Origin of the sequence: uncultured Flavobacterium sp. (assembly GCF_963922255.1) — a bacterium.
In the GTDB taxonomy this organism is placed as follows: domain Bacteria; phylum Bacteroidota; class Bacteroidia; order Flavobacteriales; family Flavobacteriaceae; genus Flavobacterium.
In genome coordinates, this window is sequence record NZ_CAWUIC010000006.1 from 84339 (window position 1) to 99121 (window position 14783).

General features: G+C 28.5%; 18 protein-coding genes. 8 read left to right on the top strand and 10 right to left on the bottom strand.

Annotated features, from left to right (window positions below):
* Position 1: 1 nt before the first annotated feature.
* Both AABJ49_RS06560 and AABJ49_RS06565 read right to left on the bottom strand, forming a co-directional pair.
* Entirely contained in the window at positions 2–358 is a 357-nt protein-coding gene (locus AABJ49_RS06560; RefSeq protein ID WP_338377179.1) for a BlaI/MecI/CopY family transcriptional regulator, read from the bottom strand.
* Between the two features lie 87 nt (positions 359–445).
* Positions 446–1684: an MFS transporter gene (locus AABJ49_RS06565; RefSeq protein WP_338377181.1), complete on the bottom strand. Its 1239-nt coding sequence runs from the start codon at positions 1682–1684 to the stop codon at positions 446–448.
* Positions 1685–1765: 81 nt separating this feature from the next.
* Here AABJ49_RS06565 and AABJ49_RS06570 point away from each other — a divergent pair, with 81 nt between their 5' ends.
* Genes AABJ49_RS06570 through AABJ49_RS06580 form a run of 3 tightly spaced genes read left to right on the top strand, consistent with a single transcriptional unit; the run spans position 1766 to position 3763 of the window.
* Positions 1766–2362, top strand: coding sequence for a DUF1684 domain-containing protein (locus AABJ49_RS06570; protein ID WP_338377183.1), 597 nt, complete (start codon positions 1766–1768; stop codon positions 2360–2362).
* Positions 2362–3018, top strand: a complete 657-nt coding sequence (locus AABJ49_RS06575; RefSeq protein ID WP_338377185.1) for a TatD family hydrolase — start codon at positions 2362–2364, stop codon at positions 3016–3018. The genes AABJ49_RS06570 and AABJ49_RS06575 overlap by 1 nt, the downstream gene beginning before the upstream one ends.
* A 28-nt stretch (positions 3019–3046) precedes the next feature.
* Positions 3047–3763 carry a tRNA threonylcarbamoyladenosine dehydratase gene (locus tag AABJ49_RS06580; RefSeq protein ID WP_338377187.1) on the top strand — a complete coding sequence of 239 codons (717 nt, stop codon included), beginning with the start codon at positions 3047–3049 and terminating at the stop codon, positions 3761–3763.
* A gap of 10 nt (positions 3764–3773) precedes the next feature.
* Here AABJ49_RS06580 and AABJ49_RS06585 read toward each other — a convergent pair whose 3' ends face one another.
* The 5 genes from AABJ49_RS06585 to AABJ49_RS06605 form a co-directional block, all read right to left on the bottom strand.
* Complete coding sequence (locus tag AABJ49_RS06585) at positions 3774–4232, bottom strand: RNA methyltransferase (protein ID WP_338377363.1); 459 nt, start codon at positions 4230–4232, stop codon at positions 3774–3776.
* Between the two features lie 48 nt (positions 4233–4280).
* Entirely contained in the window at positions 4281–4970 is a 690-nt protein-coding gene (locus tag AABJ49_RS06590) for a DUF4339 domain-containing protein (RefSeq protein WP_338377189.1), read from the bottom strand.
* A complete protein-coding gene (locus tag AABJ49_RS06595) occupies positions 4970–5290 on the bottom strand; it encodes a hypothetical protein (RefSeq protein WP_338377191.1) in 321 nt (106 codons plus the stop codon). Before AABJ49_RS06595 ends, AABJ49_RS06590 begins: the two co-directional genes overlap by 1 nt.
* 132 nt (positions 5291–5422) lie before the next feature.
* A complete protein-coding gene (locus AABJ49_RS06600; RefSeq protein WP_338377194.1) occupies positions 5423–6316 on the bottom strand; it encodes a phospholipase A in 894 nt (297 codons plus the stop codon).
* 43 nt (positions 6317–6359) lie between these two features.
* On the bottom strand, positions 6360–7031 hold the full coding sequence (locus AABJ49_RS06605; RefSeq protein ID WP_338377196.1) for a response regulator: 672 nt from the start codon (positions 7029–7031) through the stop codon (positions 6360–6362).
* A 78-nt stretch (positions 7032–7109) separates the two neighbouring features.
* On the opposite strand from AABJ49_RS06605, the gene AABJ49_RS06610 reads away from it, so the two are divergent.
* The 4 genes from AABJ49_RS06610 to AABJ49_RS06625 all read left to right on the top strand — a co-directional run bounded on the left by AABJ49_RS06610 (position 7110) and on the right by AABJ49_RS06625 (position 10364).
* Complete coding sequence (locus AABJ49_RS06610; protein ID WP_338377198.1) at positions 7110–7805, top strand: LytTR family DNA-binding domain-containing protein; 696 nt, start codon at positions 7110–7112, stop codon at positions 7803–7805.
* Positions 7806–8082: 277 nt separating this feature from the next.
* Positions 8083–8289, top strand: coding sequence for a hypothetical protein (locus tag AABJ49_RS06615; RefSeq protein ID WP_338377200.1), 207 nt, complete (start codon positions 8083–8085; stop codon positions 8287–8289).
* Positions 8290–8336: 47 nt separating this feature from the next.
* Positions 8337–9911 (top strand): ATP-binding protein, encoded by a 1575-nt coding sequence (locus AABJ49_RS06620; RefSeq protein ID WP_338377202.1) that lies wholly within the window; start codon positions 8337–8339, stop codon positions 9909–9911.
* 24 nt (positions 9912–9935) lie between these two features.
* Complete coding sequence (locus tag AABJ49_RS06625) at positions 9936–10364, top strand: ATP-binding protein (RefSeq protein WP_338377204.1); 429 nt, start codon at positions 9936–9938, stop codon at positions 10362–10364.
* A gap of 472 nt (positions 10365–10836) precedes the next feature.
* Here AABJ49_RS06625 and AABJ49_RS06630 read toward each other — a convergent pair whose 3' ends face one another.
* The 3 genes from AABJ49_RS06630 to AABJ49_RS06640 form a co-directional block, all read right to left on the bottom strand.
* Entirely contained in the window at positions 10837–11265 is a 429-nt protein-coding gene (locus AABJ49_RS06630; protein WP_338377206.1) for a hypothetical protein, read from the bottom strand.
* Between the two features lie 607 nt (positions 11266–11872).
* A complete protein-coding gene (locus AABJ49_RS06635; protein WP_338377208.1) occupies positions 11873–12247 on the bottom strand; it encodes a hypothetical protein in 375 nt (124 codons plus the stop codon).
* Positions 12248–12743: 496 nt separating this feature from the next.
* On the bottom strand, positions 12744–13226 hold the full coding sequence (locus AABJ49_RS06640; protein WP_338377210.1) for a hypothetical protein: 483 nt from the start codon (positions 13224–13226) through the stop codon (positions 12744–12746).
* 340 nt (positions 13227–13566) lie between these two features.
* On the opposite strand from AABJ49_RS06640, the gene AABJ49_RS06645 reads away from it, so the two are divergent.
* Complete coding sequence (locus AABJ49_RS06645; protein ID WP_338377212.1) at positions 13567–14610, top strand: VapE domain-containing protein; 1044 nt, start codon at positions 13567–13569, stop codon at positions 14608–14610.
* Positions 14611–14783 lie beyond the last annotated feature (173 nt).

A 14783-nucleotide genomic window follows, 5' to 3' on the forward strand; every position in this document is an offset into this window, starting at 1 on the left:
CTTATTTTTTTTCGATTAAATCTAAAATTTCACGAAGTTCTTTGGCTGAAATTTTTTGTTCTTCAGCAAAAAACGAAACCATATTTTTGTACGAATTATTGAAATAATTTTCAATAGCTGTATTCATAAATTCTTTGCGATAAGCTTCTTTGGTAACAATAGGGTAGTACTGATGTGTGTTTCCATAAGCTGTATAGGAAACATATCCCTTTTCTTCCAAATTCCGGATAATAGTTGATAAAGTATTGTAGTGAGGTTTATCTTCTACGATTTCAGCCAATACATCTTTTACGAACGCTTTTTTAAGGTTCCATAAAATGTGCATTATTTCTTCTTCTTTATTGGTAAGTTTTTGCATAGTCATAGTTTTTGTCTTACTGAGCCTGTCGAAGTACAAATGTATAACTATTTTTTTAGTTACGCAACTATTTTTATAGTTATCTAACTACTTTTTAAGTTGAAACTTTGTTTTTGTTTCTTTTTTAACCAATTTGAGTGCATAATAACCTAGTAAAACACCAATTAATCCTAAGCTTCCCATAAAAAACCAATTGGTTTGAAAATTAAAGCTGTCAATTAATTGCATACCCATTCTTGCACTTAAGATGTGAGCCATACTATAACTCATGGTAAAAATTGCCATATATCTTCCTTCATGACCTTTTGGTGCTCTTCCCATGGCAAATGAATTGGCAAAAGGAAACGCAAACATTTCTCCAAATGTCATGAACAACATCATAACAATTAAGATCCCAGACCAATAATTAACCATCATTAAAAACATACTTATTGCCATTGCCAAGCACCCATAAACCACAATTTTTAATCGATTTAGGTTGTGTTTTTCTATATAACTCACAATGGGCATTTCTAAGAAGAAGACTAAAACACCGTTTAATGTTAGTAGTAATCCGGTTTGTAATTCAGTTAAATTAAATTGTTCCTTATGATAAATTGGAATAGTTGTGAATAATTGAAAAAATAGAATTCCTGTAATTAAACACATTCCTAGAAAAACCCAAAATACATGGTCTTTAAAAACTGAAGCTCGCAAAACTTCACCAGGATGCTCTTTATCTTGATAAGGTGATTTCGCTTTTTCTTTTACCAAAAGGGCAAAAATAATGATTGCTAAAATGCAAGTTGTACCATCAACCCAAAATAAACCTTTATAACCCACATAAAGAATGATTAAACCACCTAATGCTGGTCCAGCAGCAAAACCTAAATTGATAGCTAATCTTACTAAAGTTAAAGCTCTTGTTCTGTTTTCGGGTTTTGCATAAGCTCCTAAGGAAACAAACATGGCTGGTCTAAACATATCCGCAACTGTCATGATAAGAAACATGGCAATTAATAATCCAACATAACTGGTAATAAATTGTAAACCAAAAAACATCAATCCACTAGTAAATAGACTAAAAATCATTATTTTATAAAAACCAATTTTGTCTGATAATTTTCCACCTAGCCACGAACCTGCCATTGAGCCAACTCCAAAACTTACTAAAACCCAACTTATTTGTTTTAAAGAAAAATGCAAGTCTTCTTTTAAATATAAAGATAGAAAAGGCAATACCATAGTTCCAGCTCTATTTATAAAAGTAACTAAGGTTAATATCCAAATTTCTCTAGAAAATCCTCTAAAATTATCAATATATTTATGGAAAGCTTTTTGTATCATATCTTTTGAAAGTACAAAAATACAAAAGCCGAAAAGAAATGAATGTAATTTAAAATATATATTTTTGTAAAAAATAATGAAATGAAAAAAATAATCTGCTTGTTTTTTATATGTACTTTAAATCTTTTTGCTCAAGAAGATAAAGTACAAACTAGTAAGGAATATCAAGAATCATTGAATCGTTCTTTTGCAGATTCATTGCATAGTCCGTTAACAGAAGAAGATAGATTGCATTTTGAAGGTTTAGATTTTTTTCCAATTGATGAAAAGTTTATTGTAAAAGCTAAATTTATCAAGCTAAAAAGACAAAAACCTTTTGAAATGCCTACTACAACAGCAAGAAAACCAAAATATATCAAATATGGAGAACTGCATTTTAGGATAGATTCAAAAGAATTGGTTTTAACGGTTTATAAGAATATTGATTTATCGAAAAGAAAAGGATTTAAAGATTATTTGTTTTTACCTTTTTTAGATGAAACAAACGGAATTGAAACCTATGGTGGTGGACGTTATTTGGATATGAGAATTCCAACTTCAGATGAGGTTATCATCGATTTTAACAAAGCTTACAATCCTTATTGTGCTTACAATCCTGAGTACTCTTGTCCGATTGTTCCTTTAGAAAATGAATTAGCAGTAAAAATAAACGCTGGAGTTAAAAAGTTTCACGATTAATGGAATTCATCAATTTACATACTCATTCTTATTCAAAAGAAAATTCAATTTTAGAAGTTGTCAATCAATATCCATGGGAATTTGATGATGCAATTCCGAATTATTCAATCGGAATTCATCCCTGGCATATTGACGAAAACAGATTGAATGATGACTTAAAATCAATCGATGAGAAATTAAAACTTTCAGAATGTTTAGCTTTAGGTGAATGTGGTTTAGATAAACGAATTGAAATTCCATTTGAAAAACAAACAACAGTTTTTCAGCAACAAATTGAATTAGTTAATAATACATCTAAACCAATAATTATACATTGTGTAGCTGCTTTTCAAGAAGTAATTTCGATTAAAAAAGAAATGAATGTTGAAAATCCAATGATCATTCACGGTTTTTCTAAAAACAAACAAGTGGCCAATTCACTTTTAGATAATGACTTTTACTTGTCTTTTGGGAAATATTTATTGCGAAATCCAGAATTGTCAGAAGTTTTTGACTACGTTCCAAATGATAGATTTTTTCTCGAAACAGATACTATAGAAGAAACAATTATCGATGTATATCAAAAAGCATCAAACATAAAAAATATAAAAATTGAAGAGTTAAAAGAAGTTATCAAAACTAATTTTAATCAAGTTTTCAATCAATTAAACAAATAAACAGTTAAACAATTCAACATATATAAAAATGGCAAAGTGGCAAGAAAGAGCAGAATTACTCTTTAAAGAAGAAGGAATCAATAAATTACAAAATTCCAACATATTAGTTGTCGGATTAGGTGGAGTAGGTAGTTTCGCAGCTGAATTTTTAGTAAGAGCAGGAATAGGAAAAATGACAATTGTTGATGGTGATACGGTTGATATTACAAACATAAATAGACAATTACCTGCTTTGCATTCGACGGTTGGACAACCTAAAGTTGAAATTGTAGCAAACCGATTATTAGATATAAATCCTGAATTAAGCTTAACTAAAATTGAAGAATTTCTTTCTCCTGAAAGGGCTTTAGAAGTTGTTACACCAGAATTTGATTATGTTTTAGATTGTATTGATAGTATAACTCCAAAACTAAATTTGATTATCGCTGCAAAACGTAAAAAGGTTAAAGTGGTTAGTTGTTTAGGTGCTGGTGGAAAATACGACTCTAGCAAAGTAATGGTTAAAGATATTAGCAAAACAAAAGTTTGTCCTTTGGCAAAGAATGTTAGAAAAAGGCTTAAAAATGCTAACATCAATAAAGGTGTAAAAGCTGTTTTTTCTGTTGAAGCACCTGATACGACTAGTATAAAAATGACTGATGGGAGTAACTTCAAAAAATCATTTTATGGTACAAATAGTTGGATGCCAGCACAATTTGGTTTACAAGCTGCAGAAACAGTAGTAAGGCATTTATTAGATAAATAATAGTTTCAATTTATGACCTTGGTTTATTTATTCCTCGGTCATAAAGAACAATGCTTCCGGCAACAGCTACATTTAAACTTTTTTCAGATTTAAACTTGACTAATGAATGACACTTTTCAATAGCTTTTTTAGACATGCCATGATCTTCTGCACCTAATAAATAAACACATCTTCTCGGATGATGAAAAGTTTCTAAGTTTTCAGCAGTTTCATCTAATTCTACACCGACTAATCGAGCACCTTTGGGTAAATTTTTATAAAAATCTTCAAAGGTCTCGTAATGAAAATAGGGCAGTGCTTTAACAACATCGTGGGTATCACAGGATTGTTTAGCATATCGATTTCCAATGGTAAAAATAAAACTAGCTCCTAAATTTTGAGCAGAACGCCAAAGAACCCCAAGGTTTTCTGGAGTTTTACCATTTTGGATTCCAATACCAAAGTACTCATTAGTGAAATTATCATTCATAAAGCAAAAATACAATGCCAGCAATTAAAGGGCAAGACTTTTTTAAGATTATTGATTTAAACGAATTTCAATTTCTCTTTTTTCTAGCTTTAAAAGTTCAATTTTGCGTTTCCAAATTTCAATTTCGTACTCTGCTTCGTTGATTTGTTGCTCTTTTTTCTTAGCGGAACGGAAGATTCTGTATCCTTTTGCTTTTTCTAAATCTTGTTTTGCTTCTTCCAATCCACTATAACTATTAGAAATTGCACTTAATATCTCTTTATAGGTTTCTTCATCAGCTTTTCTTCTTCCAGAATTGAAGCGTTCTTTTTCAAGTTGTTCTTTCTCAGTTAAGACTTTACTTTGTTCTTGTATTTTTAGCTTTTGTTTTTCAATCTCTTTTAAGTAATTTTCTTTTTGAATTTCCTTATTCGTTTTTTCAATGTCGATTATTTTCTGAGATTGATAATTCATCAATGTCAAAGTAATTAATAAAATCAGAAAAGCAGCCAAAACGACCAAGACACCTTTTCTGTTAAAACCTAGAAAAGTATTTTTTGGAACAGTAGTTAATTGTTCAGTTGGTGAAGGTAATTCAGTAACAATAGGTTTTAATTCTTCAATTTCTCCAGCGATTTTCCAGTTTTCAAAACCTTCACACCAAATAGGTGTAAAAGAAGTGATTTTTTTTTCTTTTAACTCTTCAATACTAAATGGACCAATGTTAACATTGTTTTCATGTAAGTAATAGATTTTCATTATGTTTTGTTTTTCTGAATGATAATTTGTTCTTCTTTTGTGGCAATTATTTCGGGTAAACCTTTATACATTTTTACAATTCCTGTTATGCAAACTGTTTTGTTTTTCAAGAATATAGCAGGGTCATATTTAAAATTTATCAAGTCCTTTTCAAAAATAACAACTACAAATTTGTGATTTGGATAGGGTTTTCCAAAATTAATAAACGTAGTTTTCTTTGATTTATTGGATACAAAAACACCTTGTACTTTTGCACAAACAGTTACTTTTTTACCTTCATAATACTGTAAGCTATCTATAGAAACAGTCTGTGATTCCATTAAATTGGTCACAAAAATAAAAAGTAATGTAAAAAAGGCTTTTTTCATTTCTAAAAGCAAATTGAATTTAAAAATAGTAAAATCTGATTAATTAAAATTGATTTTCGTTTAAATTTATAGATGTTTTTTATATTACCAATTTGCAAAAGATATACCAATTCCTATTGTAGTTTGTTTGTGATTGTAATCTAACAAAGTTTCTCCATAACCATGAAAAAATTGAGCTTGACCTCTAATATGCCCTTTAATTGGAAAGACATAATTTAGTTGAATTCCTCCTTTTTTAAAGGAAGTTAAAGGATGTGTTGCAATAGCATAAAATTCATGTTTTAAATAATGATATCCTACATAAAGTTCTGTGTCACCAATGTATTTAATGATTTCAGGATTTTCATCATCTTCATCTTTTAATCGAATCCAGGGTTTGAAATTTACAATCCAATCATCACTTTCATAACCAATATTAAAAATAATTCTATTCCAACTCCTGGAGTTTGGTAAATCTTTTCCGTTTGATTGATGATTTAAAGCAAAACCAACATTTCTGATATTTCCTGTAAACAGTTTTGTTTTTAGTGGAAAGTTAAAAATGATTTCGGGTTCATAATTAAGCTCTCTAAAAGCTCTTGAGAATTTTTTATTATAAACTTGCCAATGTGCTTTTTGGGTATAACCAACCCAAACATCACCTAACCCAAAAAAAGCTGATTGAAGAATTTTTGTTTTAAAACTAATTTGAAATTTTGCTTCATATTTATTATAATCATCAATTTCTGTAGCCGAATAATCTGGATTTTCGCTAAAAGGCAAGACATTTGGCTTGTTTGTCCATCTTCCTGCAGTAACATAAATAGGCTTATATGAAACTAATTTAAAGGTTCCTTTTTTATCGATACTGTCAAGTTCCCAGTCTTGAGATAAAGTTTTTTTAATAATTAAATTATCCAAAATACTTTGTCCGAAAAGCCCTTGAAGACTAAATATAAATACGATCAGCGAGAAAAAGAAATGATGAAGTTTAGACATTATTTTATCTTAAAATTTAAGAATTCAAAATTAGTTAATTTAATTATACTAAATTTAAGTTTTTTGCCACTTCAATTAGTTCACTATCAGTTCCTTTTTTTGCTAAAAGTTGGAGCTTTATATTGGCTTTTCTTTTTTCAATTGTACTTAATGATAAATCTATATATTTAGGTAATTCTTTCGTTTTAATTCCTTTTTTTAGTAACAACATAATTTGACTATCATATTCGTCCCAATTGATATTTTGTTTAAATAAAGTAACTAAAGACTCATAAATTGTTTTACTAATATATTGTTTGCTATTCAATATAGTAGAAAACATAGCTGGAAATGTTTGAAAATCAATATCATTTTTAGATAAAAAGCCTTCTGGATTTATTGTTTTGAAAATATCATTTAACAATAACGCTTCATGATGCATTGTAAGTATTATTATTTTACAAGATTTAAATTTCTCCCTTATCAACTTAGCAATATCTGTTCCTGAAGTAATTTTTTCATCACTAAAAGGAGGTAATCCGATGTCAATTATTGCTATATCTAAAGAATGTCCAATATTTGACATTTGTTCAATTTTTTTAAATGCGGTTTCGCAATCAATAGCCTTTTCAAAATTGAAATGCAAATCTTGTTTTGAAGTGGTAATTAAGTTTATATAAGCATCAGTCGTCATGGGATGATCATCAACAACAAGTATGTTTAGAGTTTTTGACATAAACCGTAAGTTTTTCACGAATAAACCGTAACGAATATTCACCAAAGGCTATTAATTTTGTATAAAATTAATCAAATAGTGCTAAATTCCTATATTATTATTGATTCAACTCAAACAGTTGAAAATCACATGTCTGATTTTCAGCAATTTGTTGATTTTGTTTGTTTAGGTATTTACACTGATTTTGAATCTGCCCTTAATGCAATAATTGAAAAAAAACCACAACTTGTTTTTTTTCATTTCACTGAGGATATTCCTCTTCATTTTCTTTTAGAATTACAACGTTATATTGAAGATGTGCCTTATGTAATAGCAATTAATAAAGAAGATAAAAATGCCTATAAAGCCATAAAATATGGAGTAATGGATTACATTTTATTGCCTTTAACTACAATTGAAATTAGGAAAGCCTTTATGAAATATAGTATGTTTTCTAAAAAAACAGTTCAAGAAAATTTATGTATTAAAACCAATAGCGACTACTATTTTATTCCTTTTGAAGATATAATGTATTTAATGGCTGATAATAATACGACAGATTTTTATTTAAAAAACGGTAAAGTAGTTTCAGGTTTTAAAACTTTAAAATTCTTTCAAGCCCAATTACCCTTTTATTTCTTTAGAATTCACAACAGCTATGTAGTCAATATTAATTATGTAAGCAGAATAAATACTAGTAAATCAGATTGTTATTTGTTTAATAATGAATACAAATTACCTTATTCTAGAACTTACAAAGACAATATTGAGACAATCATTAGACGAATTGGATAGTTCCAATTTGTCAGTTACATTAAAATAGATGCTACTTACTTAATCTGCTCTGTGACTTACTAACTAGAGCTGCTTTTCTTCTTTTGTTTACAGGAGCTTTTATAATTTTGGACTATCAAAACGATGAATATTTGATGATTCAAGTAGATATTAAGGAAAGGGAATTCTTTAATTTCATATATAAAAGTTTCCCTGCTTTTATATTGCTATTTGCTTCTAAGAATGAGTTTTGATATCCAAAAACAAAAAACAACAAACAAATCTTAAATTACCTATTATGAAGAAAATTTTAACATTAGCAGCTATTGCATCTGGATTATTTTTAGTATCATGTACAGCAGAAACTGAGTCAATTGAACCAATCCAAAATTTAGAAATCAACCAAAATATTGATGAGTCTTTATTTTCAAGAGGAGGAGACTCTATCGGAAACACAACAGATCCTAATGAAGGGGAGCCAATAATCAAAAAAGATAAGGACTAATTTATATTTGTTTCAATTAGATTTTATATATTTGATAAAAAGCAAAATTGAGACAAAAAACAATATCATTTATAATATTAGTATTACTTGTTTTTTTGAGCTCTTGTTCAAAAAATAAGAAAAATAATGATCTAATTGCCTATTTAGATTCAGAAAAATATGCTTTGTCTTCTAAGGAAGGCAAAGTATTTTTTTTAGATTCTATATCTCAAAAAATAGATAATATGCCACAAGATTCTTTAACAAGAAAGTTGGCATTCAAAGTATCCGCTGAATATTATTATTTGAAAGATAATGATAAGTCTTTCAAGTTAAGCAAAATAGCATATAATTTAGCCCATGAGCAATCAGATTCAATAGCTATGGGTAGAGCATTATACTATATGGGTGATTGTTATGAATTTACTCAAAAAGATAGTGCTTACTATTATTACAAAGAAGCAGAGAAAATTTTTAGATTAATTAATAATGAAGAACGCTTAGCAAAAGTATATTTCAATAAAGCCTATTTATTGTTCTACGAAGGCAACTTTGTTGAAAGTGAATTTGAAGTAATAAAGGCACTTAAAAATTTAAAAAATTCAACAAACTATAAACTAAAATATTCTTGTTATACGTTGCAAGGGTCTGTTCATAATGAATTAGAAGAATATGATAAAGCTTTAGAGTATTTTGTCTTAGCGGAGGAATCTTATTTCAATTTAGTTAAATATAATAATAGTGATGAATCCTTCTATGATTATTATGTTTTGAACCTAATAAATTTATCCAATGTTTATGATAACAAAGGTGAGTATAAAAAATCGATCACTGAGTTATCAAAAATAAATTTAACTTATTTAAAAGAGAATTGGCCTAATTTATATCCACAAATAATTGGAAATTTAGCCTATTCTAAAATGAAAAACGGTAATTTAACCGAAGCAAAAAAGTTACTTGAAGAAGCTATAAATTTAACTAAAACAAATAAATTAGACAGAGGTTATTTGTATAGGATGTTACATTACGGGGAACTTAATCTCATAACTAAAGATACATTAAAAGCCAGAGAAAACTTTACTGAAGCTTTGGCATTATCTAAAAAAATTAAAAATGGAAAAGAAATTCTGAAATCATTAGATTTCTTATCCAAAGCAGATGCTAAAAATAGTGCTTATTATAAAAGCGAATACATAAAAGTAAGTGATAGTATCATTAAAGCCCAAAGATCGAGTAGCAATAAATTTGCTAGAATTGAATATGAAACTAATAAGCTGGAAGATGCGAATGAACTTTTAACAAAAAGTAATTTTTATCTCTTTATTATAGGATCAATATTAATCATTACTTTTTTAATCATTTTAGGTTTCAGACATAGAAAAGCAAAGAAGAGAGAGATTGAATTTTTAGAATTAAGAAAAGCAGCAGACAATGAACTGTTTGATTTGATTAAAGATTACCAAATTCAATTGGTCAAAATGAAAGAAAATGTTCAAACTAGAATTGCAAAAGAATTGCATGATGGTGTAATGAATAATATTTATAGTGTACGATTAAATTTAGGATTTTTAAACAGTTCAGATGATGAAGAAATGAAAGAAAAACGTCTTCTATACATTACTGAACTACAAAAAATAGAATAAGAAATTAGAGAACTTTCGCATGATTTGAATCATGAAACTGATTTCAATCAAGCAGATTATAGATACTTGCTGCATAATTTAGTGCAATCTATTGATGAAGTTTCTCAAACAAACTATACTTGCACTATAGATTCTTCTATTGAATGGGACAGTTATTCATCTGTAACTAAAATCAATGTTTATAGAGTTTTACAAGAACTTTTTTCCAATGTAAATAAATATGCTCAAGCAGAAAAATGTAATGCTAAAATTAGTATTGAAGGTGATTTATTATTAATTACAGTTGTTGACGATGGAGTTGGATTTGACACTGCTCAAACTCCAAATGGTATTGGAATGAAAAACATTAAGGAGAGGATAAAAACTGTTAAAGGAAAAATAAATATAAAAAGCGTAATTGGTGAAGGAACATTAGTGTATATAGAAATCCCTCAAAAGAAGAAAACTAAGTAGAGTAGGTATTGCATATTAGCTTTTATGTAGAATAGATGAAAGCGTATGAATCCATTCATAATTGTATTAAATGGATTTGTGAAATTTAGAGCTATAATAATAACTTTTACCCGAAATTTGTAGTACTGTGATTTAAGCTTTATAATACACTTTTAATACTTTATCTATACCTTTGACCTACTTTTGATTTTCCAAATGACACTTCCTAAATTAACCATATAGATTATTAACTAAATCTTACTATAGTTAAACAGCTATGATGGCTAATCCTAAAATTTATTTTACAAGTGTTTTTTCATGGTAAAACTTTTTTTAAAGTTCTTCCATCTTTTGTTTAATTGTGGGCTATAAACAAATGTTGAAAATAATAGATGGTACTAAAATATGTAAAATAAGTGCTAATGCATAAGCACCTATTTTACAATAAAATAATACTAAGCTTTATTCAAAAACTCTACTATAGCCTTTATATTTAATTTACTATTATTGAACTCGTTGTCATTGTTCCTTTCTTTAAATCAACTGAGTAATGAGAAACACTTTTCCAAGTGTAACCTGTACTATTTTGAACAAATGCTTCAAAATAATATTTTGTTGGCGTTGTACTCGTTATCATTGTATTTAAATCAAAATAAACCAAACCATTGGCATCAGTTGTAACTTGCTTTTTTATTTCGGGTAAAGCAGTTGTAGATGTTATGGGTTGATCAAACATCATTATTATGTAATTTGGTTTAACCACTCCTGAAGAAGTAATCGCAGTTAATTTGACCCAAGTGGTAGTAGTTGATGTTGAATTACTACTACTTTCGGTTGAACTTGATTCATCGTCTTTGGAACAAGAAATTGTAAAAATTGCAACTAACATTAGCATCGTTACTTTAAAAAATTTTGTTTTCATTAATAGTATTTATTGTTGCTTACTTTATTGTATGCTTTTTTGGTGTAAAAAGTCATTTATGGCGTTTGGTTTTTCAGCTAATTTCCCACCATTAATTAAATTATAAGATTAAAATTTTTTCAATTCAGTTTTACAATAATTTCGAAACTAAACCTGCAGAAGTTTGAGAGCTATTAAAAATTGCTAAAATTTTTAGTTTCCATTAGTTGTTTTTAGCTATTTATTTTTTTTGCGCTATTCATAAAACAAATTCTTAACCTATTAATCACTATAACAATTTTCATTAGAGATAGCTTTTCTTTTTTCCTATAAGTATTAAAATATCTGCAATGGGATAACCCAAGGCCACTATTATTCCAAATACAGCATGGGCTATTTTTCCCTCGGGCAAGAAAAAGGTTATAGAAATCCATAAAATAAAAAGACAAAAAGGATAGATTTGAAGTCTTGTAATAACTTTTCTTAAAGACCACTGATGTAACTTTTCATTATTTAATTCTACTTTCTGCTTATTGGAGATTTTAATATTTTGCTCTCGTCCAATATTTTCTATCGCTTCTTTAAGTTCATAAGTTAAATTTTTTGTTTCATATTTCTTAGCCTCAGACTATACTAAATGTAATAATGTTCCTAGAACAAAAATACCGATGATGCCAAGAATTGCAGTCTTAAATTCGGCAGTACATAATAGTAGTATAAACAGCACATTAATACATCCAACTGTTAAATAATCCAGAAGTTTGTGATTTGGATTTTTTTTAATTTCTATTTTTTTTAGCACTCCATTTTGGTGAAAGGTTAAGTGAAAAATAGGATAGGCTCCTCTTAAATGAGCAGAGGATCTCCAAAGTAATAGTTCATCTGCTTTTATTTCTCCACTATATTTCGTGGTGTGATAAAAAAAAGCATCCTTCCAATGATTGATCAGCGTACTTTTTTTATGCTGTGTGATTAATTTTTCGATGAATTTCTTTTCTACCATGCAGTTTGGATTAAATTATAGCTAGTTAGCATACACTCGCGACGTTCTTTATAACTTTTAACTTTTGCCTCTTTGGGACTAGATGGATGTAGACTATTACTTCTTTTTTTAAATCCAAGAAGAACTTGTAGCTGAATTATTAAAATTATAGGAATTCGAATAAGAGAATAATGTTATTGAAAAATTAGGACTTACTTCTTTGTTTATTTAAATTATTAATTTGATTAACTTTTTATAGCGACCAAAAATAGAATCAAAATATTGAGGTGTTTTACGGTTTCCCGTAATTTTAGAATTTTTTATAAAGTTTTTTTTTAAAACTCCCAAAGACAGAGTATAGAGGGGTAGTGGGGTAGGTTAACGTTAGTTCGCTTGTGGTAGTTACGTAAATTTATAACAAAAGTTTACAAATATAAAACTACTGATAGAATTTTCGGAGAAAATTCTGAACATAAGTCGAGCCTACCAATGGGCACAAACGGTGGTTAGCAGCTTTTTATTTCTTAATGTTATTTTTTTTAATGCTTTCAATTTGTTTCTTTTTTTTATCTAATATTTGATTATCTATATGCATTAGAGTTCCTCCAAAACAATTGTTTTCACCAGTTAAAATTCCACGATTAAAAAGAGAGTGAGCATAAAGAAGCATAGTTTTGTCATCTGATAAAAACATGTTCCATTTTTTATTTTTTATGGAGTTTGCAATAGAATCAATATTATGTTTTTTTTCAAACTTTTGTAAATCTTCTACTGAATATTTATGGATTCCAAGGTTGTTTATGGCAGTAGTGTCTTTAAATTCAAAATACCTTTCTTTGTTTTCAAGCATTACTTTATAAAGTTTTGTTGCGTCTTTTTCATTAAAATCTAAATTATATTCTTTATGCAAAGCTCCAGATAAAAAGTTCCCTTTTGTGCAAATTTCCCTAACATTCCCGGTATTTAAATCTTTAACTTTAACTACAAGAAAATATTGCAAGTGCTTTCATTGTCAATAGAAGTCATGTAGTTTATGTAACTTATTGAATCTGAAAAAGAGCTAAATTTCTTTTCATTTGTTTTTAAATCTTTTAAATTGGACTGTTTACATGAAAACAATCCTAATAAGATAATATTTATAAAGAAGATAGACTTTTTTACCATACAGTTATGTTAAATAGCTGCTAATGTTAAGCCGCTTGTGGCAGTTGCGTAAATTTAAGACAAAAGTTTGCGAGTACAAAACTACTTATACAATTTTCAGAGTATAAAGAAAGACCATGTCCAGTAATTGCTTTAAACCTCTGTTTCAATATTTCGGTAAAAAAAAATGGCATGTAATGAACGATTTTATAGAAAACTCAATGCTTCGCGAATGTTTAAAAGGAAGAATCAAAACAAACCTTTCTTCTTTGCGAAACCTATTGTATTCCGATTTCTGTGAATTATACAATCCGTTCGAAGATTACTTTTATAATTTACCATCGTATGATGAAAAAACAGACTATATTTTAGAATTGGCAAACACCATAACCACCACAAAACAAGAACTTTGGCAAGAGTGTTTTAAAAAATGGATGGTAGCAATGGTAGGTTGTGTTTTAGATGACAAAGTAATCAATCACACCGTAATTGTGTTCAGTGGAAAACAAGGATTAGGAAAAACCACTTGGGTAGAAAAACTTGTACCTAAAAAGTTAAAAGAATATTTGTTTTCAGGAACCATAAACCCAAACAACAAAGACACTTTAGTGCAACTTTCAGAATGTATGTTAATCAACCTGGACGAATTAGAAAACCTAAACCGTTCCGAAATTGGAAGCTTAAAAGAAATCATTACAAAGACACAAATCAGAATGAGAAAAGCCTACGGACACAACAATGAAACCATGCCAAGACGCGCATCATTTGCCGGAAGTGTCAACACAGCACAATTCTTAAACGACAGTACAGGAAGCAGACGATTCCTTTGTTTTGAAGTGGAAAACATCCAATACCAACACGAAATCAACATTGACAATGTATTATCACAAGCCTTGTATTTATTTAAAACAGGATTCAGACATTGGTTCGACCAAGAAGAAATCAAAAACATCACCGAAAACAACGAACAATACCAACTACGAAGCCCAGAAGAAGAATTGCTTTTAACATGGTTTGAACCTTGCGATAGAGAAAAGGCAAATGCATTTTTAAACGCCTCGCAAATAGCTACAAAACTAGCCGAAAGAGCAAAAATCAATATCAATGATGGAACTATAAACAAACTCGGCAAAGCATTAAAAAAGCATAATTTTTTAAGGTTAAAAAAAGGAGGTATTTACGTTTATGCTTTACTTGAAAAATCCTATGAAGAAGTAGATAGTAATAATAAGTTAGTTTGATTTTTTCAATCCTTTTTTTGAAAAAAAGATTGATTTAAAATTTGGTAAGTTGGGTAAGCAAATTTTCAAACAACTTTTCTGTTTTTTTTATTAAAATAAAGTTGAGCGATTAATTTTATATTCAAAGCATTTTAATGAAGTTATAGTTTTTAATTGCACCAGATTGTCCAGTT

What these genes read in the sequence shown, in the direction of transcription:
- AABJ49_RS06560 (WP_338377179.1), bottom strand. Translation starts at nt 358, where the DNA reads ATGCAAAAACTTACCAATAAAGAAGAAGAAATAATGCACATTTTATGG.
- AABJ49_RS06565 (WP_338377181.1), bottom strand. Translation starts at nt 1,684, where the DNA reads ATGATACAAAAAGCTTTCCATAAATATATTGATAATTTTAGAGGATTT.
- AABJ49_RS06570 (WP_338377183.1), top strand. Translation starts at nt 1,766, where the DNA reads ATGAAAAAAATAATCTGCTTGTTTTTTATATGTACTTTAAATCTTTTT.
- AABJ49_RS06575 (WP_338377185.1), top strand. Translation starts at nt 2,362, where the DNA reads ATGGAATTCATCAATTTACATACTCATTCTTATTCAAAAGAAAATTCA.
- AABJ49_RS06580 (WP_338377187.1), top strand. Translation starts at nt 3,047, where the DNA reads ATGGCAAAGTGGCAAGAAAGAGCAGAATTACTCTTTAAAGAAGAAGGA.
- AABJ49_RS06585 (WP_338377363.1), bottom strand. Translation starts at nt 4,232, where the DNA reads ATGAATGATAATTTCACTAATGAGTACTTTGGTATTGGAATCCAAAAT.
- AABJ49_RS06590 (WP_338377189.1), bottom strand. Translation starts at nt 4,970, where the DNA reads ATGAAAATCTATTACTTACATGAAAACAATGTTAACATTGGTCCATTT.
- AABJ49_RS06595 (WP_338377191.1), bottom strand. Translation starts at nt 5,290, where the DNA reads ATGGAATCACAGACTGTTTCTATAGATAGCTTACAGTATTATGAAGGT.
- AABJ49_RS06600 (WP_338377194.1), bottom strand. Translation starts at nt 6,316, where the DNA reads ATGTCTAAACTTCATCATTTCTTTTTCTCGCTGATCGTATTTATATTT.
- AABJ49_RS06605 (WP_338377196.1), bottom strand. Translation starts at nt 7,031, where the DNA reads ATGTCAAAAACTCTAAACATACTTGTTGTTGATGATCATCCCATGACG.
- AABJ49_RS06615 (WP_338377200.1), top strand. Translation starts at nt 8,083, where the DNA reads ATGAAGAAAATTTTAACATTAGCAGCTATTGCATCTGGATTATTTTTA.
- AABJ49_RS06630 (WP_338377206.1), bottom strand. Translation starts at nt 11,265, where the DNA reads ATGAAAACAAAATTTTTTAAAGTAACGATGCTAATGTTAGTTGCAATT.
- AABJ49_RS06635 (WP_338377208.1), bottom strand. Translation starts at nt 12,247, where the DNA reads ATGGTAGAAAAGAAATTCATCGAAAAATTAATCACACAGCATAAAAAA.
- AABJ49_RS06645 (WP_338377212.1), top strand. Translation starts at nt 13,567, where the DNA reads ATGAACGATTTTATAGAAAACTCAATGCTTCGCGAATGTTTAAAAGGA.